Below are 25,361 nucleotides of genomic sequence, written 5' to 3'. Positions count from 1 at the left end.
GCCACGGTCAGTCGCGGGTGAGCTTGCGGTACGTCGCCCGTCCGGGCTTCGCCGCATCGGCACCGAGGCGCTCGATCTTGTTCTCCTCGTACGCCTCGAAGTTGCCCTCGAACCAGTACCAGTTGGGGGTGCCGTCCTCGTTCAGGCCCTCCCACGCGAGGATGTGCGTCGCGATGCGGTCGAGGAACCACCGGTCGTGGGTGATGACCACGGCGCAACCGGGGTACTCGAGCAGTGCGTTCTCGAGGCTGCCCAGCGTCTCGACGTCCAGGTCGTTGGTCGGCTCGTCGAGGAGCAGGAGGTTGCCGCCCTGCTTGAGGGTCAGCGCCAGGTTCAGACGGTTGCGCTCACCACCGGACAGGATGCCGGCGCGCTTCTGCTGGTCCGGACCCTTGAACCCGAACTGCGAGACGTACGCGCGCGACGGGATCTCGGTCTTGCCGACCTGGATGTAGTCGAGCCCGTCGGAGACGACCTCCCACAGGTTCTTGTTCGGGTCGATGCCGCCACGGCTCTGGTCGACGTACGAGATGTCGACCGTCTCGCCGATCTTCAGCGTGCCGCCGTCGAGGGGCTCGAGGCCGACGATCGTCTTGAAGAGCGTGGTCTTGCCGACGCCGTTCGGGCCGATGACGCCGACGATGCCGTTGCGCGGCAGCGTGAACGACAGGTCGCCGATGATGACGCGGTCGCCGAACTGCTTGTGCAGCTTGTCGGCGTCGATGACCTGCGAACCGAGACGCGGCCCCACGGGGATGACGATCTCCTCGAAGTCGAGCTTCCGCGTGCGCTCGGCCTCGGTGACCATCTCCTCGTACCGCGCGAGGCGGGCCTTGGACTTCGCCTGGCGACCCTTGGTGTTGCTGCGGACCCAGTCGAGCTCGGAGGAGAGCCGCTTCGCGAGCTTCGCGTCCTTCTTGCCCTGGACCTCGAGCCGCGCGCGCTTCTTCTCGAGGTAGGTCGAGTAGTTGCCCTCGTACGGGTAGAGACGGCCGCGGTCGACCTCGGCGATCCACTCCGCGACGTGGTCGAGGAAGTACCGGTCGTGGGTCACGGCGAGGACGGCACCGTGGTACTGCTGCAGGTGCTGCTCGAGCCAGAGGACGGACTCGGCGTCGAGGTGGTTGGTGGGCTCGTCGAGGAGCAGCAGGTCGGGCTTCTGGAGCAGGAGCTTGCAGAGCGCGACACGGCGCTTCTCACCACCGGACAGGTGCGTGACGAGCTCGTCGCCCGGGGGGCACTGGAGCGCGGCCATGGCCTGCTCGAGCTGCGAGTCGAGGTCCCACGCGTCGGCCGCGTCGATCTCTTCCTGCAGGGTGCCCATCTCGGCGAGCAGGGCGTCGAAGTCGGCGTCCGGCTCCGCCATCAGGGCGGAGATCTCGTTGAAGCGGGTCACCTTGGCGTGGATCTCGCCGACGCCTTCCTGCACGTTCTCGAGCACGGTCTTCGACTCGTCGAGCTCGGGCTCCTGCATGAGGATGCCGACGGTGAAGCCGGGGGTGAGCTTCGCCTCGCCGTTGGACGGCTGGTCGAGACCCGCCATGATCTTCAGGATCGTCGACTTGCCCGCGCCGTTCGGTCCGACGACGCCGATCTTGGCGCCGGGGAGGAACGACATCGTGACGTCGTCGAGGATCAGCTTGTCGCCGACCGCCTTGCGGGCGCGGACCATCTGGTAGATGTACTCAGCCATATCGGGGCAAGTCTACTGACCGCGGGTGCCGAGCGCTCCCCCGCCGGCCGGCGTCACGCTGCCGCACGGGTCTCACCCTCACCCTCCGGGTCGCTCCCGCCGTAGGCGTCGAGATCGAACCCGTCGTCGGGCAGGGTGCCGTCGAGGCCGGCGATGTCCCCGTGCCCGTCTCCGACCCCGTCCCCGTCCCCGAGCCCGTCGTCGGCGGGGAGCCCTTCGCCGGGAACCCCGTCCTCGCCGTGCAGCGCGTGGTCGTCCTGGTGCCCGACCTCGCCGGTGCGCGGATCGACCGAGCCGATGCCGACGGGGACCGCTCCGGCCGGTGCTGCCCCGGAAGTCCGAGACGCGTCACCCACCTGCCGGGGGACCCGGATCCAGTTGCTGATCCCCCACGCGAGGTCGTGCCCGAGCCCCTCGGCGTCGATCTCGACCGACGTGCCACCGCGGCCGTCGCGCTCCCACGTGCGGATCCGGACGCGACCCGTCACCACGACGCGGTCGCCCTTCTTCAGGGACTTGTGGACGTTGGCGGCCAGGGAACGGAAGGCCGTCACGGTGAACCAGTTGGTCGCGCCGTTGGTCCAGGTGGCGGTCGCGCGGTCCCAGCGGCGCGAGGGTGAGGCGAGCCGCATGCTCGTGATGGCGATGCCGGTGTCGGTCACGAGGTGACGCGGCTCGGTGGCGATGATCCCGCAGACGGTGATGGTGTCGTTCATGCCTCGATCGTCATCGAGCCCCGGGCGCGACAGCGCTCCGGGGCTCGATCTGTGACCGGTGGTCCCGATCAGGTGGCCTGTGGAGGAGAAGTCCCCCGTGCCTCCCGTCCGGAACCGTCAGTGCGCGCGGAACTCGGGCCGGTCGGCCAGCGGGCCGAGCGCAGCGTGGACCGCGCCCTTCGCCGACTCGAGCGACGGGAACGTCCCGCCGGTGCCGCTGCGACCGTAGAGCTCGACCCGGAAGCCGCCGTCGGCGCGGTGGATGCTGCCCACTGCTCCCGCCGGTCCGACCGCTACCCAGGTCCCGGTGTTGTTCGTCATCGTTCGACCACCTCCTCGTGGCCCCGACGCCCGAGTGTCAGGACGCCAGGATGTACTGACTGTAGGCCTTGCGGACCTTGTTCACCTTCGGCAGCGCCACCGCGAGGCAGTAGCCCTGACCGGGGTTCTTCGCGAAGAAGTCCTGGTGGTACTCCTCCGCCTCGAAGAAGGTACCGAGCGGCTCGATCGTCGTCACGATCCCGCCGTCCCAGATGTCCGACGCGCGCGCGACGGCCTGCTCGAACAGCACACGCTGTGCGTCGTCGGCCGGGAACATGGCCGAGCGGTACTGGGTGCCGACGTCGGCTCCCTGGCGGTTCAGCTGCCGCGGGTCGTGCAGCGTGAAGAAGACGTCGAGGATCACGTCGGCCGGGATCACCGTCTCGTCGAAGGTCACCGCCACCGCCTCGGCGTGGCCGGTCGTCCCCGTGCAGACGAGCTCGTACGACGGGTGCTCCACCCGGCCGCCGACGTACCCGGACACCACGTCCTGCACGCCCTGTAGCGTGCGGTACACGGCGTCGAGACACCAGAAACATCCACCTGCGAGCACGAACGTGGTCATGGGCTCACCGTACCTCGTGGAGGTCCGAGCGAGCCGCGACCGGGTCACACGTCCTCCACAACCCGCGTCGGCACGTGAACGCTCCCCAGGAGTGCCGCTGCGCCCCGGCGTGTCGGTGGTCCTCCGTACCGTCGATCCCACACCGAGCACCAGGAGGCACCACGATGCAGACGACGACCGAACCCGCACTGCGGATCCGCTCCACGCCCGTCGCACGCTCGCGCGGTGACCTCCGGATCCTCGACGTGCGGGACGACCTCAGCCGGGTCACGCGGGCGAACGGCGAGATCGTCGGCTACGTGGACCGGGTCGACGTCGCCGGCGGCACCGCCTACCGTGCCCGCCGCTACGTCTCGACCGAGCGTCGCTTCGTCGCGTTCCCCGACGTGTGGTCCGCCGACGACGCCGTCGACTGCCTGCGCTGGGGCTGACGTGCCGGACCACGGGCGGATCGACTCGTCCCCGCACGCCCATGATGTTCCACATTGGAATCATGTCCGGTCGGGTGCGCGGAACGCCGTCCGGCCTCCCCGATCCCTGACCGTTTCGTGAGTATGGTGCGCGCATGGACTGGTGGAACGACCTGACCGACTGGATCTCGTCCGACGAGGGCTGGCGAGTGATCTCCGGAGCGCTCATCCCCTTCGTCGCGATCGTCGTGGCGGGCATCGTCGCGGCGCTCATCGGACGGGGCGCGACCAAGCGCGTCGTCGCGATGCAGGAGCGCGAGGCACGCAACGCCGCCGTCGCCGGCATCGTCTCCGCGGCACGCAAGGCGGCGACGTGGGGCTCACTCGGGCACGATGAACGCGCCTACGCGGATCACCTCGCCGAGGACGCCGACATCCGCCTCCGCCTGCTGCCGGTCGCCGGTGCACCCCTCGCTGCGAACTGGACGCAGCACGAGATCGCCGACATCAAGAAGAACTCGTCGACGTTCAGCTTCCAGGCGGAGCAGTCCCTCGCCGAGTTCCGCGACCGGCTCCTGGAGTGGCAGGCGCGTCCGGGGCGGGCACGCAAGCTCTTCAAGAGCGACCTCGAGCGGTGGAAGTTCGACTCCCCGGATCCCGACGCCGAACTCATCAAGCGCCAGCAGGACTGGAACGCCGACAGCGCCGCCCGCCGCGACGACGCCCCGGCGTCCGCCCCGGAGGCGAGCACCGAACGCCCCACTCCGACCACGACGTCGCTCCGTCCTGCCCTGCAGCGCCCCGCCGGCACGGCCTCCCCCGGCGCGTCCGCCGCGTCCTCGGCCGCCACGACACCGATCTCGGACGGCAACACGCGCGCCTACGGGGACGGCGCCACACGTTCCTACGGGGACGGAGCCACGGCCGCGTACGGCGACGGTGCCACGCGTGCCTACGGGGACGGTGCGACCACGCCGCTGTCCGGTACAACGGTCCGCCCGACCCTCGGTTCCCCGGTGTCACCGTCCCGCACCGCGCCGCCGGCGGACACGACGAACCAGTCGTCCCGCAACAGCGACGTCCCGTCCCGCACCACCACCGACGCCGACAACGCCGACGCGGTCGACGACGGCCCGACGTCGGCCGGCACCACGGGCACGAACGCGAACGCGACAGCGGGCGCGACCACCGGCGCCCCGGTGCCGCCGCCGGTCGCGAAGCCGACCTCGGCCGACGCGCACGTGAACCGTTCGGTCGAGGCCGACAGCCGGACGCCCGACGACCGGAAGGTCGACGCCCCCGGCACGACGAACACCACGTCGATCCCCACCCGCATCGCCGACGCACCGGCGGAGCCCACCGACGCGAACGAGACGTCCGAGGCGCCGTACACCCAGCCGATCAGCGCGAGCGAACTCCGCCGCCGCGCAGCGGACGACGACGAGTAGTCAGCCCCGGTCGGTCCACCAGCAGGCCGACACCAGCCGGTCACCGTCAGCAGGCCGTCGCCCCGAGGGGCGGCGGCCTGCTGCATGTGCCCCCGGCAGGAATCGAACCCGCGGCACGGTGGGTAGAAACCACCTGCTCTATCCACTGAGCTACGGAGGCGGACGGCGTCGATTCTATCCGCGGCCTGCGCCGAGGTGCTGCACGAACCGATCGACCTCCCGCTGCGAGCGCAGGTGCACGATGCGCAGGTGCGGCGCCGACGTGACGAGCTCGGGCACCCGTCGCCGCGAGACGTTCCGGGTCCGGATGCCCCATCGGAGGATGTGCTCCTGGTCGGTGAAGAACGTCCACAGCGACGGCTCGATGTTCCCGTTCCACAGTTCGATCCGCCGCAGCCGACGCCGGAGGGTCCGACGGAGCAGCCGCCAGAACGCCACGACGGTCGGCAGGTCGATCCAGACGAGGGTGTCCGCGCGCTCGGCGAGGAGCGCCCGCACGGGGGTGTACTGCCACTCGGTGACCCACGCCGGTTCGCTCGTGAACGCCTCGACGTCGGCCACGAAGGTCGCTCGTGGCTCCCAGTCCGGGCCGTGGAACAGTGCGTCGATCTCGGTGTGCGGGACGCCGAGCACGGAGCCGATGCGTCGTGCCGTGGTGGTCTTCCCGACGCCGGTCGTGCCGGCGACCAGGATGCGCCGCGGGGTCGGATCGAGGACGTCGTCGGCACCGAGCATCCCTCGAGCCTAACCCGGTGTCACCCGGCCGTCAGGTCGTACACCGTGACCCCGCCGATGGTCGTCGCGGTGTACGTCGACTCGACCCACGCCGTGATCTCCGAGGCCGCGTCGCTCCCGCCGTTCGAGCGCCCGACGCTCCCGGCGATGAAGTAGTGGATCTCGCCCTTCGCCACGTCCCGCTTGAACTCGGCGAGCGTCGGCGAGGGATCGGACCCGTTGAAGCCGCCGATCGGCATCACCGACTCCCCCGTCGCGAGCTGGTACGTCGCAGCACTGTTCGAGCCCACGGTCGCGGCCACCCAGGTGTACTCGGAGGCGTTCTCCTGCAGTGCCTCGCGCAGGGCGGACGCGACGTCGGTGGAGCCGCCGAGCAGGCTCCCGGCACCGCCGCCGAAGCCACCCGTCCCGTTCGTCCCGGTGGTGCCCCCGGCGCCCGGCGCACCCGTCCCACCCGGTGCCGTGTTCCCGCCGGCGCCACCCGCGCCTCCCGCGCCTCCCGCGCCTCCCGGCCCACCGGTACCGGGGCGCGCGAATCCGCCGCCCCCGGCACGTCCGAACCCGCCACCGCGCCCACCGAAGCCGGCCCCCGCGACGCGCGGTCCGGCCGACGGCAGCGATCCGGTGTGGGCCGTCGTGACGGTCTCGATCGAGTACGCGGTCGGCCCGAGCAGCCCGGTGACCACGGCCCCGACGACGATCACGACACCCAGCGGACGTCGCAGCCCCGGACGGAGCCCCGGACGCGGCGACGCACCACTCAGCACGGGCACCGCATCCCACCCCGATGACTCGGCAGACCCGCCAGCCGCGGCAGCCCCGGACGGCCCGGCAGCCTCGGCCGAACGAGCCGACCCAGCCACCCCGGCCGGCGCGCCCGCCCCGGCCACACCGGCCGAACGAGCCACCCCGCCCGGCCCGGCCACCCCGGGCACGAGCACCGCCACGGCGGTGACCACCCCGACGACGAGCACCACCCACCGGATCCACGGCTGCCACGACCCCGCAGCGGTGAGCAGGTACCACTGCCACACGACGGTCACCACCACGGCGAACGCCGCCGTCCCCCGCCACCACCACGATCCCCGTCGCGACCAGAGCACCCCGGCGCCGATGCCGACGAGTCCGGCGATGTACGGCGCGAGGGCCACCGTGTAGTAGGGGTGCAAGATCCCGCCCATGAAGCTGAACACCAGCGCGGTGAGCAGCAGGGCCCCGCCGAGTGCGAGCACGGTGGCGAGCTGTGACGAGGTGCGCTGCCGGAAGCCGATCGCGACGAGCGCGGCCACGAGCAGCACGAGCGCGGTCGGCAGCAGCCAGGTGATCTGCCCCGCGAACTCCGACCCGAACAGCCGCAGGAGACCGGTGGCACCCCACGACCCGGCACCGGCGGTCCCGCCGCCCCCACCGGTCACGCTGCCGGTCTCGTCGCCGGTCACGCGCCCGAGGCCGTTGTACCCGAAGGTCAGCTCGAGGAACGAGTTCGTCTGCGAGCCACCCACGTACGGTCGGGCAGAGGTCGGCACGAGTTCCACGATCGCCACCCACCACCCGCCCGCGACGACCACGGCGAGCGCTGCCCAGAGCAGGTGCACGACGCGCTTCACGAACGGCAGCGACGAGCAGTACAGGTACACGCCGACCAGCACCGGCAGGATCAGGAACCCCTGCAGCTGCTTCGTCAGGAACGCGATCCCGACGGCGACGCCGGCGAGCACGACCCAGCGGAGCCGCCCGGTGTCGATGCCGCGCAGGACCAGCCAGAGCGACAGCACCATGAGCAGGGTGAGCATCGCGTCCGGGTTGTTGAACCGGAACATGAGGGTCGCGACGGGGGTGGTCGCCAGTGCGGCGCCGGCGATCAGGGCGGCCCCGGCCGAGAACCGCCGCCGCACGATCACGTACAGCAGGGCCACCGCGCCGACGCCCATCAGCGCCTCGGGGACGAGGATCGCCCACGAGTTCAGCCCGAACACCCGCACGGACAGCTCCATCACCCACAGGAACGCGGGCGGCTTGTCGACGGTGATCGAGTTGCCGGCGTCCGAGGAGCCGTAGAAGAACGCCTCCCAGTTCGTGCTCCCCGCCTGCACGGCCGCGGAGTAGAACGCGTTCGCGTACCCGTTCAGCCCGAGGCCCACGATGTACAGCACGCCGGTGGCGAGGAGCAGCCCGAGGAACGCGGGGCGTTCCCAGCGTGCTCGCTGGACGAGGGGTGTTCGGGTGGTGGCGTGCATGGTCCCAGCGTCACCGGGCCGCCTTTCGGCATCCGTTGGCAGTGCTGTGGGGTTGCCGGGAGGCACGGATCGCCGCCGCCGGGCGGGTTCCGGAACGGTTCGGGTCGCGTCTGCCTGGTGTTCGCTTCCGGGTCACCGGCGCTTCGTAGCGTCCGGGGCATGCGCACCACCGGTTCCGTCGTCGCGGTCGTCCCCGCGCGTGCCGGCTCGAAGGGGATCGCGGGGAAGAACCTCCGCCCGGTCGCCGGGCGGTCCCTCGTCCGCCGCGCCGTGGAGGCGGCACGGGGCGCATCGTCGATCGACGCCGTCGTGGTCTCGACGGACGGGGACGCGATCGCGGTGGAGGCCGAGCTCGCCGGCGCCCGGGTGGTCCGTCGTCCGGCCGACCTCGCGGGTGACGAGGCATCGTCGGAGTCGGCGGTGCTGCACGTCCTCGACACGCTCGCCGCCACGGGCGAGGAGCCCGAGGTCGTCGTGTTCCTGCAGGCCACGTCGCCGTTCATCGACCCGGCCGACCTCGACACCGCCGTCGCCCGGGTGCGCGACGGCCTCGCCGACTCGGTGTTCTCGGCGACCCCCTCGCACGCCTTCCTGTGGCGCATCGAGCGCGAGCCCGACGGAGCCGGCACCGCCCGCGCCCTGGACCACGACGGTCCCGACGGCACCGCCCGCGCCGTCAACCACGACGCCGCTGTCCGCCCCCGCCGCCAGGACCGGGAGCCGGAGTACCGCGAGACCGGAGCCTTCTACGTCTTCCGCTCGAGCGCCTTCCGGCAGCACCACCACCGCTTCCACGGCCGGATCGGACTCGTCGTCGTCGACCCCCGCGGGGCGATCGACATCGACGACCCGTCCGACCTCACCCTCGCCTCGGTACTCGCCGCGCACCTCGACCCAGCCCTGAACGGAGCACCATGACGGTCACCATCGGTTCGTCCACGATCGGCGCGGGCCACCCCGCGTACCTCATCGGCGAGATCGGCCTCAACCACAACGGCGACGTCGACATCGCGAAGCGGCTGATCGACGTCGCCGCGGACGCCGGGCTGCAGGCCGTGAAGTTCCAGAAGCGCACCCCGTCGATCTCCACGCCGGAGCACATGAAGAACACGCCCCGGTCGACGCCGTGGGGCGACATGACCTACCTGGAGTACCGCTACCGCGTCGAGTTCGACCGTGCGCAGTACATCGAGATCGGCGACCACGCGACCCTGCGCGGCCTGGACTGGTTCGCATCGCCGTGGGACGAGCCGTCGGTGGACTTCCTCGAGGACCTGAACGTCGTGGCGTACAAGATCGCCTCGGCGTCGGTGACCGACCTCGGGTTGCTCGCCGCGGTCGCCGCGACCGGCAAGCCCGTGATCCTGTCGACCGGGATGTCGACGCTCGAGCAGATCGACCGCGCGGTGGAGGCCCTCGGCACCGAGCGGCTCGTCCTCATGCACGCGACGTCGACCTACCCCCTCCCGCCCGAGGAGGCGAACCTCCGCATGATCGACACCCTCGCGAACCGCTACACGGGCGTGCCGGTCGGCTACTCCGGGCACGAGCCGGGTCTGCAGATCTCGGTCGCGGCGGTCGCACTCGGCGCCACTGCCCTCGAGCGGCACATCACGCTCGACCGGACGATGTGGGGCTCCGACCACGCCGCGTCCCTCGAGCCGCACGGGCTCCAGACGCTGGCACGCGACGTCCGGATCATCGAGACCGCCCTCGGTGACGGCGTGAAGCGGGTCATGCCCGGGGAGCGGGCGCCGCTCGCCAAACTGCGCCGCGTCGGCGCGTGAGGTCGGGGCCCTGCAGGTGACGGACGACGGGCGCGAGCCGACCGACGGCCGGGAGGCGCGCCTCCCGGCCGACACGGCACCACGCGTCCGACGCGTGGTCGGGCTGGTCGACACCGACTCGTTCGCGAAGTGGGGCGCGCACCTGCTCGCCACCGCACCGGCGCACTGGCACCTGGAACTGCGCACCGTCGCGACGCCCCGCTCGGCGAGCCGCGCGCAGCTGCGGTCCGCGTTCCGCGGGCTCGACGAGCGGCTCGCGTACCTGGCCGCGGCCCCGCCGGAGCCGCACGACCTCGACGCCGTGGTGGAGTCGCTCCGGCAGGACCCGCCGGACGCCGTCCTCGTGTCGCTGATCGGGCCGGTCGCCGAACTCGTCATCGACGAGGTTCACCGCCGGGTCCCGGGACGACCGGTCCTGGTGACCGGGTTGCCGGGCATCTCGTTCCCGGCGAAGTGGAAGGGCGTGTTCTTCCGGGCGCGCGCCGACCTGTTCGTGCTGCACAGCCACCGCGAGGTCCGCGCCTACGAGGAACTGGCACGCGAGGGCGGCGTCGAACCGCACTTCGCGCTCGCCACGCTGCCGTTCGCCCGTCGCGGTGCTCCCGCCTCGGACGGAGACGGACCTGCTCCGGTCCGTGACGCCGTCGTGTTCGCCGCCCAGCCGAGCGTCCCGGCCGACCGGGCCGACCGCGAACGGGTCGTCGGCTGGCTCGTCGACACCGCCCGTCGGCACCCGGAGTGGCGGGTCGTGATCAAGGTCCGGGCCGCCGCGGGCGAACACCAGACGCACCGCGAGCAGGACCCGTACCCGGACCTCGTGCCGGCCGACGCCCCGGCGAACCTCGTGGTCGAGAGCGGTCCGATGGCCGAGCACCTCGACCGTGCCGTCGCCCTCGTGACGATCAGTTCGACGGCCGTCCTCGAGGCCGCCGCCCGCGGGATCCCGGCCCTCACCCTGACGGACTTCGGGACCGGGCGGCACCTCATCAACGAGGTCTTCGTCGGCAGCGGACTCGAGGGCGACGCGATCGACCTGGTCGACGGGCGCTTCGGGGCCGTCCGTCCGGAGTGGATGCACGACAACCACTTCCACCCCGGGTCGGACGACGACTGGGCAGTGCGGGCCGAGGCGCTGATGGCACGCCGCGATGCCGGGGTGCTCGTCGACCGGCCGGCCGCGCGACGGAGTCGTGGGGGCGTGCTGCGGCGGGCGTGGGAGCGGAAGAACGCCCTCGGGGCGGACGACCGGAGCCTGCTCGGAGTGGTCGCCCTCGTGATCGGGGCGCCGGTGCGGGCGGTCAAGCGGGTCGGGCGGCGGGTGCGTCGGCTGGTGCGTCCGGTCGGGGCGCCGGTCGTGCTCGCACCGACGAGTCAGCGGGCCGGTCGGGTGGCGGATCGGGTGGCGGATCGGGTTGCGGATCCCGCCGGGTCAGACCGCCTTGGCGATCGCCAGGAGCAGCTGGTCGCGGGTCGGGACCCCCGGTGACCGGAAGACCTCGGCTCCGTCGTCCCGCCGCACGATGATCGTGGGGGTCGACCGGATGCCGAGGTCCTCCGCCTGGTCCGGGTGGTTCGCCACGTCGCGCTCGGTCACGTGCAGGCCGGGGACGAGTCCCGACGCCTCGGCCGACACCCGGCGGGCGGCGGCGCACGGGGCGCAGAACGAGGACGTCCAGAGGTCGAGCTGCATGTGACGGTGCAACGCGGGGGTGCGGGGATCTACTCCCGCCCGGGGGCTACTCTCGGTCGAACTCGCCGCTGCGGTCGCCGCGGTCGGCGAGGTCGTCCACCGGGTCGGACTCCCCCGGCACGTACTCGAACTCCGCCGAGGTCTGGTCGAGCACCTGGCGGGACTTCGTCATGCGGTAGGTGAAGGCCGTCTGGAGCCCCTCGACGTCGGCGAACACCGTGATCTCCTCGTCCAGCGCGTCGCTCGTCGCGGTCCGGGTGTCGGTCGTGCCGTCGAAGGGTCCGCCGTGGAAGATCGCGGTGTACTCGTCGCCTTCGTGGATGGTGATGTCGCTCATGCATCCCTTCTACCAGGCAGCACCTGTTGACTCTTTCATAGCTTCGCTATATAGTTTTGCTATGGAAACGAGTCGCGAGCAGACGATCGAGACGCTCCTGGTCTCGGTGAACCGGCTGATCCGCACCGCTGCCCAGGCGACGGGGAACACCACGTCCGCCGCCGTCTGGCGCACGCTCGGCATCCTCGAGACCGACCAGCCGCTCCGCCTCGGCGAACTCGCCGCGGCATCCCGGGTCGCGCAGCCCACGATGACCCGGCTCGTCACGAGCATGACCGCCGACGGCCTCATCACCCGGAGCGTCGACCCCGACGACTCCCGCGGGCAGCTCATCGAGCTGACCGAGGCGGGCAGGACCCGGCTCGCCGACTGGCGCGCCACCATGACCCGCACGGTCGGCCCGATGTTCGCCGACCTCGACGACGACGACTGGGACGCCCTGCACACCGCGGCCGCCCTCATCGCCTCGCGCACCACCACCAGAACGGAGACCACCGCGTGAACGCCCACGCACCCGCCGGCCAGTCCGGCAGCATCCTCAAGCAGTCGTCCGCCGTGTGGGCGATCGCCTTCGCCTGCGTCGTCGCCTTCATGGGCATCGGCCTCGTCGACCCGATCCTCCCCGCGATCGCCGCGTCGCTGAAGGCCACCCCGGCGCAGACCGAGCTCCTCTTCACGAGCTACCTCGCCGTCACCGGCGTCGCGATGTTCTTCACCAGCTGGGTCTCCAGCCGCATCGGCGCGAAGAACACCCTGCTCATCGGACTCGCCCTCATCGTGGTGTTCTCGGTGCTCGCGGCCACGTCGAACAGCGTGTGGAGCATCATCGACTTCCGCGCCGGCTGGGGCCTCGGCAACGCGCTCTTCATCTCCACCGCACTCGCGACCATCGTCGGGGCTGCCTCCGGGGGCACCGCGTCCGCGATCATCCTGTACGAAGCGGCGCTCGGTCTCGGCATCGCCGTCGGGCCCCTCGTCGGCGGTCTGCTCGGCTCGGTGAGCTGGCGCGGCCCGTTCTTCGGCGTGACCACCCTGATGGCGGTCGCGTTCATCGCCATCGTCACCCTGCTCAAGACGAAGAACCTCGAGAAGCCCACCCCGACGAAGCTCTCGGCGCCGTTCCGTGCGCTCGGCCGCCCGGCCCTCGCCGCCCTCGCCGCCACCGCGCTCTTCTACAACATCGGCTTCTTCGTCCTGCTCGCCTACACGCCGTTCCCGCTCGGCTTCGGCGCCCTCGGCATCGGCTTCACGTTCTTCGGCTGGGGTGTCGGCCTGGCGATCACCTCGGTGTGGGTCGCCCCGATGCTCACCGCTCGGCTCCGCCGGACCACCGTGCTGAAGATCGCACTCCCGCTACTCGCGCTCGACCTGTTCGCCGCAGCCGTGGTCGTCGACAGCCAGGTCGGCCTCATCGTCTGCGTGATCATCGGCGGTCTCGTGCTCGGGGTGCTGAACACCGTGCTCACCGAGTGCGTCATGGAGGCCACCGACCTCCCCCGCTCCGTCGCCTCGAGCGCCTACTCCGCCGTGCGCTTCATCGGAGGCGCGATCGCTCCGCCCGTCGCCACCCTGCTCGCCGACGCCTACGCTCCCTCGGCCGCGTACGTGTTCGCTGGTCTGTCGGTCGCGGTCGCGTTCGTCGTCGTGCTGTGCACCACCCGCGTGCTGCGCCGGGTCGACGACGGCGCCGAGCCAGAACGCATCGAGGCCGAGGCGATCGGCGCCGGCGAGATGGCCTAGCGCCGCCCGCCGTTCCCCTCCCGCCCGCGCCTGCCTGCCCTGCCCGTTCCCTTCGGTTTCGCGAGCGGGCGGTACACGTCCCCCTCACCCCCGCCCCCGGCCCGATCCCGCCCGCTCGCGACGTGCACCTCCTGCACCCGCGAGCGGGCGTTTTCCGTCCCGCCACCTACGCCCGCCCCTGCGCACGACCGCGAGCGGGCGAATCCGCACCGCCACAACGCGTTCGCGAGCCGATTCCGCCCGCTCGCGGCGCCCGCGTGACCGCCGGGAGGCGCGGCGCACTCCCGCCGGACCGGCACCGCGCCTCCAGGCAGTCACCACCACCCCGCTCACGCGAGCGGGCGATATCTGGCCCAGCCACGCGTGTCCAGCGACCGATTCGACCCGTTCGCGAAGCCCGCGAGCGGCTCGCTCACGCGAGCGGGCGGAAACGGACCGCGCGAGCGGCACAGCCGGGCCGGTTTCGCCCGCTCGCCACGCGGGGCGACCGCCCGGAGGCGCGGCGCACGCCCGCCGGACCGGCACCGCGCCTCCAGTCGGTCACCTCTACCCCACTCGCGCGAGCGGGCGGAATCCGTCCCGATCACTCACGCCGCACGACCGTTCTCACCCGCTCGCGAAACCGGCGCGCGGCCCACCAACGCGGGCGGGAGAAAACGCACCACACGGGCGGCACGGCCGGGCCGGTTTCGCCCGCTCGGGAAACCCGCGCGCAGCCCACCCACGCGAGCGGGCGGAAACGCACCACACGGGCGGCACGGACAGGCCGGATCCGCCCGCTCGCGACACGGGGTGACCGCCTGGAGGCGCGGCGCACGCCCGCCGGACGGGCACCGCGCCTCCAGGCGGTCACCTCCACCCCGCCATCCGAGCGGGCGGAATCCGATCCGTTCCCGACGTGGCGATGACGGAATCCGCCCGCTCGCTGCGCGGCGCGACCGGGTCAGCACCCGAGTGGGCGAAATCGGTGGGAGTCCCAAGCCCCCAGCGACCGGATCCGCCCGCTCGCGAGACGTGGGGTGGGAGGGCCGGACGGCAGTGGGACGGGAGCACGAGCGGCGGGTGGGAGCACGCGGAATAGGATCGACACCATGGCAACTGCGAACGACCGCCTCGTCTGGATCGACTGCGAGATGACGGGCCTCGACATCGAGGTCGACGAACTCGTCGAGGTGGCCGTGGTCATCACCGACTTCGACCTCGTCCCGGTGCACCCCGGGTTCGACATCGTCATCAAGCCGGACCAGTCGGCGCTCGACAACATGAACGAGTTCGTGACGAACATGCACACGACTTCGGGGCTCATCGACGAGATCCCGGGCGGCGTGTCCCTCGCGGACGCCGAGTACCAGGTGTTGGAGTACATCCTCCAGCACGTCCCCGCCGAGGGCACCGCTCCCCTGGCCGGCAACACGATCGGTACGGACCGGGCGTTCCTCGCGAAGTACATGCCGCGCGTCGACGGGCACCTGCACTACCGGAGCGTGGACGTGTCGAGCATCAAGGAGCTCTGCCGTCGCTGGTTCCCCCGCGTGTACTTCAACGCACCGGAGAAGCACGGCGGCCACCGCGCGCTGGCGGACATCCTCGAGTCGATCCGCGAGCTGGAGTACTACCGCCGTGCTGGTTTCGTCGCCGAGCCCGGGCCGAGCACGGATGACGTCCGTGCCGTGTCGGCCGAGGTCGTGGCGAAGTGGGAACCGCGGCTGGCGCAGCCCGCGACCGGCGAGGCCGCGCCGGCCGCGACCGGCGAGACCGCGCAGCCCGCGCAGGCCGCGACCGACAAGGCCGCCGCGCAGCCCGCGACCGACGAGCTCGCGCAGCCCGCGACCGAGTAGCACCACGCGTGGTCGGATCCGCGCCGGGCATGTACTACTATTGAGTGGTCGCGCCGGTCTGCCGGTTCGAACATGGTGGATATAGCTCAGTTGGTAGAGCGCCTGGTTGTGGTCTAGGAGGTCGCGGGTTCGAGACCCGTTATTCACCCCAGTGCTGATGCAGATCAGCGGAAGGCCCCGGTCCGTCGGACCGGGGCCTTCGTCGTTCCGTCAGGCGCGAGGTCAGCCCGGTGTGGGACGATCCACCCCGTGATGGAGATGTCCCTCGACGAGTTCGAGCAGCTCGTGACCGACGAACTCGACCTCCTGCCCGACGAGATGGTCGACGGCCTGGACAACGTGGTGTTCGTCGTCGAGGACGAACCGGAGAACGGCGAGGAGCTGTTCGGCGTGTACGACGGCGTCGCCGCGACCGAGCGCGGGCAGTACGGCTTCGGCGAGTTGCCGGACCGGATCGTCGTGTTCCGGAAGCAGCACCTCGCGGAGTGCGACACGCTCGAGGAGCTCAAGGACGAGGTGCACACCACCCTCGTGCACGAGATCGGGCACTTCTACGGCATCGACGACGAGCGGCTGCACGAGCTCGGCTGGGCGTAGGGGCTCCCACGAGACTCGTCGGGCGCGCACCGAGACTCGGCCTGGGCGACATTCCTCGGCACTCGGGACGCGAGAACTGTCGCCCACACCGAGTCTCGCCGCGAGCAGCCCGGCCGCGCACCGCGCCGCACCGCACCGCGCCGCGCCGCGCCGCGCCGCGCGGCGCCGCCGCGCAACGCGCCGCCGCGGCCACCCCGCCCCCTCAGAACCGCGTCGGCCCCACCTCGTGGTACTTCTCCCACGCGTCCACCGGCCCCCGCCCGTGCAGCGCGTACTCCCCCACGAGCCGCTCCTTGTAGACCGCCGGGTTGTGCGACGCCACCACGCGGGCGTTCCGCCAGTGCCGGTCCAACGCCCGGGTCCGGTCCGCCGCCGAGGCTCCCCCGACCTCGAACAGCTCCGAGCAGGACCGCAGCACGCGCGGCCCGATCTCGATCTGTGCCTGGTACACCGCGTTCTCGGCGGCGTCGAGCAGCTCGTGCGACACCCCGACACCGGGCTCGTTGGTCGCCACGACACCGTCGAGCAGTCCAGCCGCCGCAGCGACGAGCGACCGGGCGGTGAACGCACCGGCGGACAGCCGCCCGAGGATCGCCAGTACCTGCGGGTCGTCCCCCGGCACGGCGGCGTTCGCGTGGATGTACGTCCGGGTGCGCGGCCGCACGAACGCCACGGCGTCATCGGACACGGCCTGCCCGATCCCCGCGAGGACCGCCAGCAGGTACAGCTGGTAGAAGGCCTGGATGTGCGACAGCGGCGCGTCCTTGTACGCCGAGACGACGCTCGGGTCCACGGAGACCCCGTCGAAGACGGTCGTGCCCGAGGCGGTGAGCCGCTGCCCGAACCCGTCCCAGTCGTCGATGCCGGTGACGCCCGGCGCGTCGGTCGGCACGGCGAAGGTCACGCGCTCGCCGTCGCGGTCGGCCGCCAGGTAGATCCAGTCCGCGTAGAGCGTTCCGGTCGAGTAGAACTTCCGCCCGTCGAGGCGCCACGTGCCGTCCGCGTCGGGAGCGACGGTGGTGGAGATGTCCGCGAGCGTGGTGCCGGTCCGCTCGGAGGTCGCGTTCCCGATGATCGCGCCGTCCACGATCCGTTGCAGCCACTCGTCCCGCCCGGCCGACGACGGCCGGAGCAGCACGAGCTCGGTGTACCCGAAGTGTCCCCGCCACAGGTGCGCGATGTTCGAGTCGGCCGCCGCGAGGTCCGCCACCAGGTGCACGAGCTCCACGAGCGTCACCCCGAAGCCGCCCCGGTCCTCGGGCACGCGCAGCCGCCCGAAGCCGGCATCGGCGAGCGCCCGCACCTCGGCGTGCGGCAGCGATCGGTCCCCGGGCGTCCCCGACGCGAGCTCCCGCTCGACCGCCCCCGCGCGGATGCGTTCGAGGACGGGACGGAACCGCTCGCGCAGCGCCGTCAGACGGTCGCGTCCCACCCCGGCCTGGAGGGACGGCACACCCCCGGCAGTCGTCGTCGCGTCGGTCATGCGGTCACCTCCACGGCGTCACGCGCGTCGACCGCGCCGGTTCCGGCGGCTCCGCCGGTGAACGCCCCGCGCCACCGTCTGGCCGGGTGCGTGTCCGGGAGCTGCGCGTGCCCGAAGAGCTTCTCGCGGAGGGTGCCCTCCCGGTACTCGGACTGCATGAGTCCGCGTTCCTGCAGGGTCGGCGCGATGTGGTCGACGAACTCCTCGTACGAGCCGGGCAGCGTCCAGTTGATGACGTTCACCCCGTCGACGCCGACGCGCTGCCAGTCGGCGAGTTCGTCGGCGATCTGCTCGGGTGTCCCGACGACGCGCGCCCGGAGCTTGGCGGACAGGCGGGCGAGGTCGGCGATGGTGGGCTCGCGGTCGCCGGCTGCCTCGCGGAGCCACTGCAGGTGCGACTGCCCGGCGTGCGTCCGGACCTCGGACAGCGGCGTCGCGGGGTCGAGCGGCTCACCGGTGTCCGGGTCGAAGCCGAGGTTCGAGTGCACGAGGAACCCGTCGGCCGCCAGGTACTCGTCGATCTCCGCCTCCTTGGCCTTCGCCTCGGCCTCGGTGGAGCCGGTGACGAAGGTCAGCCCGAGGAAGAACGCGATGTCGTCCCGGTGCCGACCGGCTGCTCCGGCGAGGTCGCGGGTCTCGCGGATGAGCTGCTCGGTGGCGTCCCGGTTCGACGTGAGGATGAACTGCGCCTCGGCGTTCCGTGCGGCGAACGCCCGGCCGGCCGGCGAGGACCCCGCCTGGAACAGCACTGGCGTCCGCTGCGGCGAGGGTGCGCTCAGGTGCGGCCCCTGCACGTCGTAGCGCTTCCCGTGGTGGTCGATCCGGTGCACCTTCTCCGGGTCCGCGTACCCGAGCACCGGGTCCTTGAGCACGGCGCCGTCCTCCCACGAGCCCTCCCAGAGCTTCGCGCAGACCTCCAGGTACTCCTCGGCCCAGACGTAGCGTTCGTCGTGCTCCTCGAGGCGGTCCTGCCCGAAGTTCCGGGCGGCGCTGTCGAGGGCGCTCGTGACGACGTTCCAGCCGATCCGACCGCGGGTGATGTGGTCGAGGGTGGAGACCTTGCGGGCGAAGTCGAACGGGTGCGACTGGATGACGCTCGACGTGAAGGCGAGTCCGAGGTGCTCCGTCGAGACGGCCAGGGCGGACAGCAGCACCGACGGGTCGTTCGAGGGGATCTGCAGCCCCTCGCGGAGGTTGGTCGAGTAGTCCCCGCGCGCCGGACCGTACGTCCCGACGACGTCGGCGAAGAACATCGCGTCGAACTTCCCGCGCTCGAGCGTCTTCGCGAGGTCGGTCCACAGCGTCACGTCGTCGAAGTCGGCCTGGCGGGCGTCCGGGTGTCGCCAGAGGCCGTGCTGGATGTGCGACGTCGTGTTCATGACGAAGGCCGCGAAGCGCAGCGGGCGGTTCGGTGCATCGCTCATGCGGTCCATGTTCCCCGGCGTCCGGTCGCGGGAGACCATGACGTGACCTCGCGTTACGCGGGCCGTTCCGCGCGGCGCCGGACGCGACCATGCTCCTGAGGGTGCCGAACCCGACCACCGCAGCCGCGCCTCCCGTCCGTTCCACCGCACCGCCCACCACCGCGACCCGTCGTCGGGTCGCCCTGGCGTCCTTCGTCGGGACGACCGTCGAGTACTACGACTTCTACCTGTACGCGACCGCCTCCGCGCTCGTCTTCGCACCGACGTTCTTCCCGACCGTGACGCCGGCCGTCGGCGTCATCGCGTCGTTCGCGACCTACGGCGTCGGGTTCGTCGCACGCCCGCTCGGCGGCGTCATCGCCGGCCACCTCGGCGACCGGATCGGGCGGAAGAAGCTGCTCGTCGCGTCCCTCGTGCTGATGGGCATCGCATCGACGCTCATCGGTGCGATCCCTTCCGCGGCGACCATCGGCGTCGGAGCGGTCGTCGCACTGGTGGTGCTCCGGCTGCTGCAGGGCGTTGCCGCCGGCGCCGAGTGGGGCGGGTCGGCGCTGCTGTCCGTCGAGCACGCTCCGGCACGACACCGCGGACTGTTCGGCGCGTTCACGCAGATGGGGTCCGCCGGCGGGATGCTCCTCGCCACCGGGGTCTTCACGCTCGTGCGGACGCTGCTCGGCAACGAGGTGTTCCTCGCCTGGGGATGGCGGCTGCCGTTCCTGTTCTCCGCCGTGATCGTCGCCGTCGGGCTCGTCATCCGGCTCGGCGTGCAGGACGCTCCCGTGTTCCAGGAACTGCGCGCGTCGGGCGGTGTCGAACGGTTCCCGGTCTGGCAGGCCATCCGGCACCACCCGCGGTCGATCCTGGTCACCGCCGGGCTGCGGCTCGTCCAGCCCGCGCTCTACTCGATCCTGACGACGTACTCGCTGACGTACCTGCTCGCGAAGCGCGGCGAGGCGGGCTCCGCCGCGGGCCTCCAGGCCGTGCTCGTCATCTCCGCGGTGTCGCTCGTGTCCACGCCGTTCTGGGGGTGGCTGTCCGACCGGGTCGGTCGGCGTGTCCTCGCCATCTGGTCCGCGGTGGGCATCGCGGTGCTGATCTGGCCGTTCTTCGCCTTCCTCGACGCCGGACCCCTCGTGCTCCTGCCGCTCGTGGCGCTGATCGGGATGAGCGTGTTCCACGACAGCATCTACGGGCCCCAGGCCGCCTGGTTCGCCGAGCAGTTCCCGACCGGTCGGCGGTACTCCGGGATGTCGCTCGGGTACCAGATCGGGTCGATCTTCTCGGTCGGACTCACGCCGTTGCTCGCGGCCGTCTTCGTGGAGCTCGGTGGAGGTTCGCCGTGGATCCTGTGCGCGTACCTCGGGGTGTACGCGGTGCTCTCGATCGTGGCGGCGGCGTTCGCGGTGGACCCGGTGGCGGCAGCGCGTCGGGCGGAGCGGGTCGCCGGCTGAGCCGCGCGTTCAGGACTGCGGGAGACCGCACCGGCGCAGCAGGTCGTCGACGACCACCTCGAGCGGCAGCGCGGCGTCGGGGGTGTCGGTGCCGGCGGCGTGGAGCTGGCGGACGAGCGCGCGTTCATGGAGTCGGCCGGCCCTCGCCTGTGACGACGGCGGGTGGTGACCGGCCTGGAGGCGCGACACGCGTCCGCAGGGCGGTTCGCGCCTCCAGGCTGGTGGGTCGGGACCGACCGCGACGGCCGGTGCGCCGCTCAGGCGGTCAGCTGCTCGCTGACCTCCCAGAGTCGCCGCGCGTCGTCCGCATCGAGCATCGCCGAGTTCGCGTCCGCCGGGATGCTGTCAGCGGTCAACGGTCGGACCTCGTCGTCGATCACCGCGACGTCGCTGTCCTTCAGGTAGACGCCACCCACGCCGTCCAGGAGCGGGCTCGCTGCCCCGAACACGAGCGTCGCCGCCCCCTGTTCGATCGTCTTCTTGCCGCGTTCGGGATCGATCACCGTGGCGCCGTCCGCATCGACCAGCCCCTGCTCGTGGTAGGAGGCGATCCGTGCGGCGTCGTGGGGTCCGGGGCCGATGATCACGCCGGGGTGCGCAGCGTGGGCGCGGAGCCCCTGCGCGGCGTGGCGACGGTCCAGTTCGACCGCGAACAGCACGTTCGCTCGCTTGGCCTGGCCGTAGGCGGCGGCCGCGTCGTAGCCGCTCGCGAACGCGAGGTCGTCCCACCGGATCTGCCCGAACCGTGCGGCGCCGGAGGTGACGTTGAGGACCCGCGCGCCACGGGCCTCCAGGAGGGCGGGGAGGAGCGCCCGCGTGAGTCGGAAGTGCCCGAGGTGGGACGTCGAGAACGACAGTTCGTTGCCGCGGGCATCGAGCCGGCGGTCCGGGGTGAACAGCATCGCGGCGTTGTTGACCAGGGCCTGGAGCGGACGGCCGGAGGCTGACCACCGCGCTGCGAACGCATCGATGGACGTCGGGTCGGTCAGGTCGAGCGCCTCGACCCGGACGCCGGGGACGTCGGCGACGGCTGCGGAGGCCCGCGCCGTGTCCCGGGAGGCGACCGTGACGGTGGCGCCGGCTGCCGCGAGGGCTCGGCTGACCTCGTGTCCGAGGCGGCCGTGGCCGCCCGTGACGACGACGTCCCGACCGCTGAGGTCGACGCCGTCGAGGACCTCTGCTGCGGTCGAGGACGCGGTGAACGGGGTGGGCAGGGGGTGCTGGTCGGTGATCATGGGTGGATCTCCTTCGAGAAGTGGTCGGTCGCCTCGAAACGGAGCGACGTTCCGGAACGATACGGAACGACGATCCGGATTGCAAGCGAAACGGAGCAGGGTTCCGGATGATCGTCGTGGCGTGCGAAGATCGGAGGATGAGCACCGCGACGCCCGGCGCCGAGACCGGGGCGCCCCGACGCCGACGTGACGTCGAACGGAACGAGCGCGCCATCCTCGATGCGGCGGCGGACGTCTTCGCCGCCTCGGGCGTCGGTGCGCCGGTCCGTGCGGTCGCTGCGGCAGCGGGGGTGGGCGTCGGCACGCTCTACCGGCACTTCCCGACCCGGTCCGACCTGGTCGTCGGGGTCTTCCGCCACCAGATCGAGGCCCTGGCGGAGGCCGGCCCGGCACTGCTCGCGGCCTCCTCGTCGCCGTTCGACGCGATCCTGCGCTGGGTGCACCAGTTCGTCGACTTCCTCGGCACGAAGCACGGCCTGGCACGGGTGTGGGAGGGGGACGCCGACGGGTTCACCGCGCTGCACACGCTCTTCGTCGACGAGCTCGTCCCGGTGCTCGGACGGATGCTCGACGAAGCCCGTGCGTCCGGCGAGGTGGTCGCGTCGGTGTCGTCGTACCAACTGCTCCGCGCGGTCGGCGACCTGGTCGCCTGGAGTCCGAAGGACCCGGACTACGACGTGCGGACGACCGTGACGCTCCTGGTCACCGGGCTGCGGCAGGCGCAGCCGAGCGTCGGGTCGGAGTGACCGGGCCGGCGCGCGCGGGTCGGTGCGCGGGCGGGCGGGTGCGCGGGCGGGCGGGTGCGCGCGGGCGGGCGGGCGGGTGCGCGCGGGCGGGTGCGCGCGGGCGGGTGCGCGCGGGCGGGTGCGCGCGGGCGCCCGGGCCGGTCGACGCGTACAGTCCCCCGCAACGCACGACTGGCGGGCGATCGGGGAACGCGATGCGACTCATCACGGGGACGACCCTCGCCGTGGCACTGACGGCGGCCGCGCTGGTCGGTGTGGCACCACCGGCGGCCGCGGTCGGGTCGGGGACCGTGACCGTGCAGCTCGCGACCCCGGACGGCACCCCGATCCGGCTGGCGGACGTCGAGCTCGCGGCGATCGGCCTCGACGCCGTCGTCGGGAACGCCACCACCGACGACGACGGGACCGCGACGTTCGTGGGCATCCCCGCCCCGGACACCGTCACGGTGACGACCCGGCAGCTCCCGCCGCACGGAGCGGACACCTACGCGCCCGGGCTGCGCTCGGACATCGCCGTCCGCGAGGGCTCGACGGTCGCGGTCACCGTGCCGCTCGTGCTCGGCGCCACCGTGCAGGGCGGGGTCGTCGGCCCCACGGGCCCTGCTGCCGGACGCCTGATGTACGCGTGGAACGAGGACACCTCGCAGGTCTTCCGGACCACCTCGGACAGCGCGGGCGAGTACCGGTTCGTCGGCCTGAGCACCGGGAAGTACCGCATCGAGGCGTACGCGAGCGGTACTGCCTCGCCCGCCGTCTGGAAGACCCGGGTGCACCAGCAGCGCGGGCCGGTGCCAGCGTCGCAGGTGACGCTGTCACGCCACTACGCGCACAGCGACTACGACCTGTCCGTCTTCGCGACCACGCCGTCCCGCACACCGTCGGCGGCGCTCAGCGGCGCGAGCGTCGTGGTCACGGACGCGACGACCGGGGCATCGTTCACGAGCCGGTTCTCGGCCGTGCTCGACAGCGAGCAGACGGCGCAGTTCCAGATCCCGTCGGGGCAGTACGTGCTGGAGCTCCGGACGGCGGCGACGACCGGGACGCCGGCGCGGGTGCTGTGGCTCGGACGTCCCGGCGGGGTGTACCGGTACGTGGCCGACCGGGCGCAGGCCGTGCCGGTGCGGGTCGTGTTCGGTGGGTTCAACGGGTGGGGTGGGGCGGTGCCGGAGTGACGGCCGGCACGCTGCGCCGCGGAGCACGCCCGGCGAGTCCGAGCGCCGCCCGGACGTCCTGCGCGTAGGCCTCCGGCTCCTCCCACGCGGCGAAGTGGCCACCACGTTCGTGCTCCACGAACTCCTGCACGTCGACGAAGCGCTCGGCGAACACACGAGGGGCCGGTTTCGTGTCGTGGGCGAACACGCTCAGGACGGTCGGGGTCGCGACGTACGGAACCGGCGGTACGAACGCGGCGTAGGTGGCGAACGAGGTCCCGATCGTGTTCGTGAACCAGTAGGCGCTGATCCACTCGAGGGCGTGCTGGGTGGTGGGGAACTCGTCACTCCAGGCGTGCAGCTTCTCCAGGAGCCACGCGGCGAGACCAGCGGGCGAGTCGGCGAGCCCGACCGCGAGGGTGGCCGGCTTGCTGGACTGCGCAGCGATGTAGGCCCCTTCTGCCCGTGACCACCGAGCGACCACGTCGAGGTACTCGAGCTCCGGTGCGGAGAGGGTCGCCCGATCAGCGAACACCGCGTGCAGCGGCGAGATGTTCGTCAGGTGCAGGCTCACCACGGCATCCGGGCGGATCGCCGACAGGTGCTCGGCGACGTCCGCACCGACGTCGCCCGCCGAGACGGTGTACTCGGAGTACCCGAGTGCTGCCATCGCCTCGGCCACCGCGTGGGCGATCGCGACGACGTCGACGGGCCCGTCGGGCCACGGCGCGGCGAACGGGAAGCCGGGCAGCGCGGGGACCACGACGTGCACGTCGTCGAGGAGCGGCAGGAGGCGTTCGTACCGGAGCACCGAATCGGGCCACCCGTGCAGGAGCACGACGGTCGGTGCGTCCGCTCGCGCTGCCGGGCGGTGCACCACGCCGAGCCGGCCGACGCGCACCCACGGGAGTGCAGCGACCCGTTCCTCCACGGCCGGCCAGTCGAAGTCCGACCTCCAGGTCGCGAGGAGTTCCGCCAGAGCATCTCGGTCGACCCCGGCGGACGCGACACCGTCGATCAGCACCGGAGCGCGGCGTCGAGCCAACCGGTCCTGCAGGTCAGCGATCGCTGCGGTGTCGACCCTGCGGAAGGACGTCGTCATGTGTACGAGCATACACATGGTGTGTGTGGCTGTACACATCTGCCGCTGAACCGCTAGGGTCGCCGCGTGGGAGCTCTTGGTCAGGCGAAGGACGCGAACCGGACCCGGGCGCGGATCCTGTCGGCTGCGGCTCGTGCGTTCAGTCGCGACGGGTACCAGGCGACGACTGTCCGGACCATCGCCGCTGCCGCAGAGGTGTCCCCGAACCTCATCACCCGCTACTTCGGCGGCAAGGAAGGACTCTTCGACGCCGTCGCGGACATCGACCTGGCGGTCGACCGGTTCGCGTCCGGGCCGCTCGAGTCCATCGGGGCACGACTCAGTGATGCAGTCATGACACGCTGGACCCGCCTCGCGGACGGCGACCCACTGGTGGCGCTCCTCCGTTCGTCCGGTGAGCACGGCCCGTCGGCAGCGCGTCTCGCCGCGTTCCTCGACTCCGAGTCGTTCGCCCCGATGCAGCGTCAGCTCGAAGACCACGGGCTGGCCCCGGCGGACGCGGCCGCTCGAGCCCGAGCGGTGGACGTCTTCGTCCTCGGTGTCACCGCTCGCTTCCGCATGCTCCGGGACGACCTCGAGGACACGCCGGCGACCCGAGGCTGGATCGCGGAGTCGGTGCAACGCCTCGTCACCGGCCCCTGACGGACCACGCTCG

Annotated in this window: 25 protein-coding genes and 2 tRNA genes; 14 read left to right on the top strand and 13 right to left on the bottom strand. The window is 72.0% G+C overall.

The window, feature by feature from the left end; translation table 11 throughout:
- Positions 1–7 precede the first annotated feature (7 nt).
- From ettA to msrA, 4 genes are all read right to left on the bottom strand, one after another.
- Positions 8–1,693, bottom strand: coding sequence for an energy-dependent translational throttle protein EttA (ettA, locus tag ACRQ4B_RS07905; protein WP_439694153.1), 1,686 nt, complete (start codon positions 1,691–1,693; stop codon positions 8–10).
- 53 nt (positions 1,694–1,746) lie between these two features.
- A complete protein-coding gene (locus tag ACRQ4B_RS07900) occupies positions 1,747–2,409 on the bottom strand; it encodes a single-stranded DNA-binding protein (protein ID WP_439694152.1) in 663 nt (220 codons plus the stop codon).
- Between the two features lie 117 nt (positions 2,410–2,526).
- A complete protein-coding gene (locus tag ACRQ4B_RS07895; RefSeq protein WP_439694151.1) occupies positions 2,527–2,730 on the bottom strand; it encodes a methyltransferase in 204 nt (67 codons plus the stop codon).
- 37 nt (positions 2,731–2,767) lie between these two features.
- Entirely contained in the window at positions 2,768–3,295 is a 528-nt protein-coding gene (gene msrA, locus ACRQ4B_RS07890; RefSeq protein WP_439694150.1) for a peptide-methionine (S)-S-oxide reductase MsrA, read from the bottom strand.
- A gap of 164 nt (positions 3,296–3,459) precedes the next feature.
- Here msrA and ACRQ4B_RS07885 point away from each other — a divergent pair, with 164 nt between their 5' ends.
- Both ACRQ4B_RS07885 and ACRQ4B_RS07880 read left to right on the top strand, forming a co-directional pair.
- Positions 3,460–3,726, top strand: a complete 267-nt coding sequence (locus tag ACRQ4B_RS07885) for a hypothetical protein (RefSeq protein WP_439694149.1) — start codon at positions 3,460–3,462, stop codon at positions 3,724–3,726.
- Positions 3,727–3,860: 134 nt separating this feature from the next.
- Entirely contained in the window at positions 3,861–5,153 is a 1,293-nt protein-coding gene (locus ACRQ4B_RS07880) for a hypothetical protein (RefSeq protein ID WP_439694148.1), read from the top strand.
- A gap of 87 nt (positions 5,154–5,240) precedes the next feature.
- Here ACRQ4B_RS07880 and ACRQ4B_RS07875 read toward each other — a convergent pair.
- The 3 genes from ACRQ4B_RS07875 to ACRQ4B_RS07865 form a co-directional block, all read right to left on the bottom strand.
- Positions 5,241–5,313, bottom strand: a tRNA-Arg gene (locus ACRQ4B_RS07875).
- Between the two features lie 14 nt (positions 5,314–5,327).
- Positions 5,328–5,888: an AAA family ATPase gene (locus ACRQ4B_RS07870; protein WP_439694147.1), complete on the bottom strand. Its 561-nt coding sequence runs from the start codon at positions 5,886–5,888 to the stop codon at positions 5,328–5,330.
- 20 nt (positions 5,889–5,908) lie between these two features.
- Positions 5,909–8,125: an ArnT family glycosyltransferase gene (locus ACRQ4B_RS07865; protein ID WP_439694146.1), complete on the bottom strand. Its 2,217-nt coding sequence runs from the start codon at positions 8,123–8,125 to the stop codon at positions 5,909–5,911.
- A gap of 159 nt (positions 8,126–8,284) precedes the next feature.
- On the opposite strand from ACRQ4B_RS07865, the gene ACRQ4B_RS07860 reads away from it, so the two are divergent.
- From ACRQ4B_RS07860 to ACRQ4B_RS07850, 3 genes are read left to right on the top strand one after another with little or no spacing between them, the layout of a single operon-like run.
- Entirely contained in the window at positions 8,285–9,043 is a 759-nt protein-coding gene (locus tag ACRQ4B_RS07860; protein ID WP_439694145.1) for an acylneuraminate cytidylyltransferase family protein, read from the top strand.
- Complete coding sequence (locus tag ACRQ4B_RS07855; protein ID WP_439694144.1) at positions 9,040–9,912, top strand: N-acetylneuraminate synthase family protein; 873 nt, start codon at positions 9,040–9,042, stop codon at positions 9,910–9,912. The genes ACRQ4B_RS07860 and ACRQ4B_RS07855 overlap by 4 nt, the downstream gene beginning before the upstream one ends.
- A gap of 16 nt (positions 9,913–9,928) precedes the next feature.
- Positions 9,929–11,398 carry a DUF6716 putative glycosyltransferase gene (locus tag ACRQ4B_RS07850; protein ID WP_439694143.1) on the top strand — a complete coding sequence of 490 codons (1,470 nt, stop codon included), beginning with the start codon at positions 9,929–9,931 and terminating at the stop codon, positions 11,396–11,398.
- Here ACRQ4B_RS07850 and ACRQ4B_RS07845 read toward each other — a convergent pair.
- Positions 11,342–11,602 carry a thioredoxin family protein gene (locus ACRQ4B_RS07845; protein ID WP_439694142.1) on the bottom strand — a complete coding sequence of 87 codons (261 nt, stop codon included), beginning with the start codon at positions 11,600–11,602 and terminating at the stop codon, positions 11,342–11,344. The genes ACRQ4B_RS07850 and ACRQ4B_RS07845 overlap by 57 nt on opposite strands.
- 46 nt (positions 11,603–11,648) lie before the next feature.
- Entirely contained in the window at positions 11,649–11,939 is a 291-nt protein-coding gene (locus ACRQ4B_RS07840) for a hypothetical protein (RefSeq protein ID WP_439694141.1), read from the bottom strand.
- 61 nt (positions 11,940–12,000) lie between these two features.
- Between ACRQ4B_RS07840 and ACRQ4B_RS07835 the strand changes: the two genes are divergently transcribed.
- From ACRQ4B_RS07835 to ACRQ4B_RS07815, 5 genes are all read left to right on the top strand, one after another.
- A complete protein-coding gene (locus ACRQ4B_RS07835) occupies positions 12,001–12,441 on the top strand; it encodes a MarR family winged helix-turn-helix transcriptional regulator (protein ID WP_439694140.1) in 441 nt (146 codons plus the stop codon).
- Positions 12,438–13,679, top strand: coding sequence for an MFS transporter (locus tag ACRQ4B_RS07830; RefSeq protein ID WP_439694139.1), 1,242 nt, complete (start codon positions 12,438–12,440; stop codon positions 13,677–13,679). The genes ACRQ4B_RS07835 and ACRQ4B_RS07830 overlap by 4 nt, the downstream gene beginning before the upstream one ends.
- A gap of 1,091 nt (positions 13,680–14,770) precedes the next feature.
- Positions 14,771–15,517: an oligoribonuclease gene (gene orn, locus ACRQ4B_RS07825; RefSeq protein ID WP_439694138.1), complete on the top strand. Its 747-nt coding sequence runs from the start codon at positions 14,771–14,773 to the stop codon at positions 15,515–15,517.
- A 75-nt stretch (positions 15,518–15,592) separates the two neighbouring features.
- A tRNA-His gene (locus ACRQ4B_RS07820) sits at positions 15,593–15,668 on the top strand.
- A gap of 101 nt (positions 15,669–15,769) precedes the next feature.
- Positions 15,770–16,114 carry a metallopeptidase family protein gene (locus tag ACRQ4B_RS07815; RefSeq protein WP_439694369.1) on the top strand — a complete coding sequence of 115 codons (345 nt, stop codon included), beginning with the start codon at positions 15,770–15,772 and terminating at the stop codon, positions 16,112–16,114.
- A gap of 202 nt (positions 16,115–16,316) precedes the next feature.
- Here ACRQ4B_RS07815 and ACRQ4B_RS07810 read toward each other — a convergent pair whose 3' ends face one another.
- Both ACRQ4B_RS07810 and ACRQ4B_RS07805 read right to left on the bottom strand, forming a co-directional pair.
- On the bottom strand, positions 16,317–17,597 hold the full coding sequence (locus tag ACRQ4B_RS07810; RefSeq protein WP_439694137.1) for an acyl-CoA dehydrogenase family protein: 1,281 nt from the start codon (positions 17,595–17,597) through the stop codon (positions 16,317–16,319).
- Entirely contained in the window at positions 17,594–19,021 is a 1,428-nt protein-coding gene (locus ACRQ4B_RS07805; RefSeq protein ID WP_439694136.1) for an LLM class flavin-dependent oxidoreductase, read from the bottom strand. Before ACRQ4B_RS07805 ends, ACRQ4B_RS07810 begins: the two co-directional genes overlap by 4 nt.
- An 89-nt stretch (positions 19,022–19,110) precedes the next feature.
- Between ACRQ4B_RS07805 and ACRQ4B_RS07800 the strand changes: the two genes are divergently transcribed.
- Positions 19,111–20,472 (top strand): MFS transporter, encoded by a 1,362-nt coding sequence (locus ACRQ4B_RS07800; protein WP_439694135.1) that lies wholly within the window; start codon positions 19,111–19,113, stop codon positions 20,470–20,472.
- 257 nt (positions 20,473–20,729) lie between these two features.
- On the opposite strand, the gene ACRQ4B_RS07795 is transcribed toward ACRQ4B_RS07800, so the two are convergent.
- The gene (locus tag ACRQ4B_RS07795; RefSeq protein ID WP_439694134.1) at positions 20,730–21,707 is read right to left on the bottom strand and encodes an SDR family NAD(P)-dependent oxidoreductase; all 978 of its coding nucleotides are present in this window, start codon (positions 21,705–21,707) and stop codon (positions 20,730–20,732) included.
- A gap of 137 nt (positions 21,708–21,844) precedes the next feature.
- On the opposite strand from ACRQ4B_RS07795, the gene ACRQ4B_RS07790 reads away from it, so the two are divergent.
- Positions 21,845–22,453 carry a TetR/AcrR family transcriptional regulator gene (locus tag ACRQ4B_RS07790; RefSeq protein WP_439694133.1) on the top strand — a complete coding sequence of 203 codons (609 nt, stop codon included), beginning with the start codon at positions 21,845–21,847 and terminating at the stop codon, positions 22,451–22,453.
- 194 nt (positions 22,454–22,647) lie between these two features.
- Entirely contained in the window at positions 22,648–23,625 is a 978-nt protein-coding gene (locus ACRQ4B_RS07785; protein WP_439694132.1) for a carboxypeptidase-like regulatory domain-containing protein, read from the top strand.
- Here the strand turns inward: ACRQ4B_RS07785 and ACRQ4B_RS07780 are convergent.
- Positions 23,594–24,706: an epoxide hydrolase family protein gene (locus ACRQ4B_RS07780; RefSeq protein ID WP_439694131.1), complete on the bottom strand. Its 1,113-nt coding sequence runs from the start codon at positions 24,704–24,706 to the stop codon at positions 23,594–23,596. The two genes, ACRQ4B_RS07785 and ACRQ4B_RS07780, sit on opposite strands and share 32 nt — an antisense overlap.
- A 66-nt stretch (positions 24,707–24,772) precedes the next feature.
- Here ACRQ4B_RS07780 and ACRQ4B_RS07775 point away from each other — a divergent pair, with 66 nt between their 5' ends.
- Positions 24,773–25,348 carry a TetR/AcrR family transcriptional regulator gene (locus tag ACRQ4B_RS07775; RefSeq protein ID WP_439694130.1) on the top strand — a complete coding sequence of 192 codons (576 nt, stop codon included), beginning with the start codon at positions 24,773–24,775 and terminating at the stop codon, positions 25,346–25,348.
- The last annotated feature ends 13 nt before the right edge of the window (positions 25,349–25,361 follow it).

The organism is Curtobacterium sp. SP.BCo (assembly GCF_051903265.1).
Lineage (GTDB): Bacteria > Actinomycetota > Actinomycetes > Actinomycetales > Microbacteriaceae > Curtobacterium.
The sequence above is the reverse complement of the archived record's forward strand: the minus strand, read 5'-3'. Positions and strand labels throughout refer to the sequence as shown.

Coding starts and splice junctions, on each gene's coding strand:
- ACRQ4B_RS07855 (WP_439694144.1), top strand. CDS start 9,040: ATGACGGTCACCATCGGTTCGTCCACGATCGGCGCGGGCCACCCCGCG.
- ettA (WP_439694153.1), bottom strand. CDS start 1,693: ATGGCTGAGTACATCTACCAGATGGTCCGCGCCCGCAAGGCGGTCGGC.
- ACRQ4B_RS07865 (WP_439694146.1), bottom strand. CDS start 8,125: ATGCACGCCACCACCCGAACACCCCTCGTCCAGCGAGCACGCTGGGAA.
- ACRQ4B_RS07780 (WP_439694131.1), bottom strand. CDS start 24,706: ATGACGACGTCCTTCCGCAGGGTCGACACCGCAGCGATCGCTGACCTG.
- ACRQ4B_RS07885 (WP_439694149.1), top strand. CDS start 3,460: ATGCAGACGACGACCGAACCCGCACTGCGGATCCGCTCCACGCCCGTC.
- ACRQ4B_RS07840 (WP_439694141.1), bottom strand. CDS start 11,939: ATGAGCGACATCACCATCCACGAAGGCGACGAGTACACCGCGATCTTC.
- ACRQ4B_RS07870 (WP_439694147.1), bottom strand. CDS start 5,888: ATGCTCGGTGCCGACGACGTCCTCGATCCGACCCCGCGGCGCATCCTG.
- ACRQ4B_RS07790 (WP_439694133.1), top strand. CDS start 21,845: ATGAGCACCGCGACGCCCGGCGCCGAGACCGGGGCGCCCCGACGCCGA.
- ACRQ4B_RS07880 (WP_439694148.1), top strand. CDS start 3,861: ATGGACTGGTGGAACGACCTGACCGACTGGATCTCGTCCGACGAGGGC.
- ACRQ4B_RS07835 (WP_439694140.1), top strand. CDS start 12,001: ATGGAAACGAGTCGCGAGCAGACGATCGAGACGCTCCTGGTCTCGGTG.
- ACRQ4B_RS07805 (WP_439694136.1), bottom strand. CDS start 19,021: ATGAGCGATGCACCGAACCGCCCGCTGCGCTTCGCGGCCTTCGTCATG.
- orn (WP_439694138.1), top strand. CDS start 14,771: ATGGCAACTGCGAACGACCGCCTCGTCTGGATCGACTGCGAGATGACG.
- ACRQ4B_RS07815 (WP_439694369.1), top strand. CDS start 15,770: ATGGAGATGTCCCTCGACGAGTTCGAGCAGCTCGTGACCGACGAACTC.
- ACRQ4B_RS07800 (WP_439694135.1), top strand. CDS start 19,111: ATGCTCCTGAGGGTGCCGAACCCGACCACCGCAGCCGCGCCTCCCGTC.
- ACRQ4B_RS07785 (WP_439694132.1), top strand. CDS start 22,648: ATGCGACTCATCACGGGGACGACCCTCGCCGTGGCACTGACGGCGGCC.
- ACRQ4B_RS07895 (WP_439694151.1), bottom strand. CDS start 2,730: ATGACGAACAACACCGGGACCTGGGTAGCGGTCGGACCGGCGGGAGCA.
- ACRQ4B_RS07845 (WP_439694142.1), bottom strand. CDS start 11,602: ATGCAGCTCGACCTCTGGACGTCCTCGTTCTGCGCCCCGTGCGCCGCC.
- ACRQ4B_RS07900 (WP_439694152.1), bottom strand. CDS start 2,409: ATGAACGACACCATCACCGTCTGCGGGATCATCGCCACCGAGCCGCGT.
- ACRQ4B_RS07860 (WP_439694145.1), top strand. CDS start 8,285: ATGCGCACCACCGGTTCCGTCGTCGCGGTCGTCCCCGCGCGTGCCGGC.
- msrA (WP_439694150.1), bottom strand. CDS start 3,295: ATGACCACGTTCGTGCTCGCAGGTGGATGTTTCTGGTGTCTCGACGCC.
- ACRQ4B_RS07795 (WP_439694134.1), bottom strand. CDS start 21,707: ATGATCACCGACCAGCACCCCCTGCCCACCCCGTTCACCGCGTCCTCG.
- ACRQ4B_RS07810 (WP_439694137.1), bottom strand. CDS start 17,597: ATGACCGACGCGACGACGACTGCCGGGGGTGTGCCGTCCCTCCAGGCC.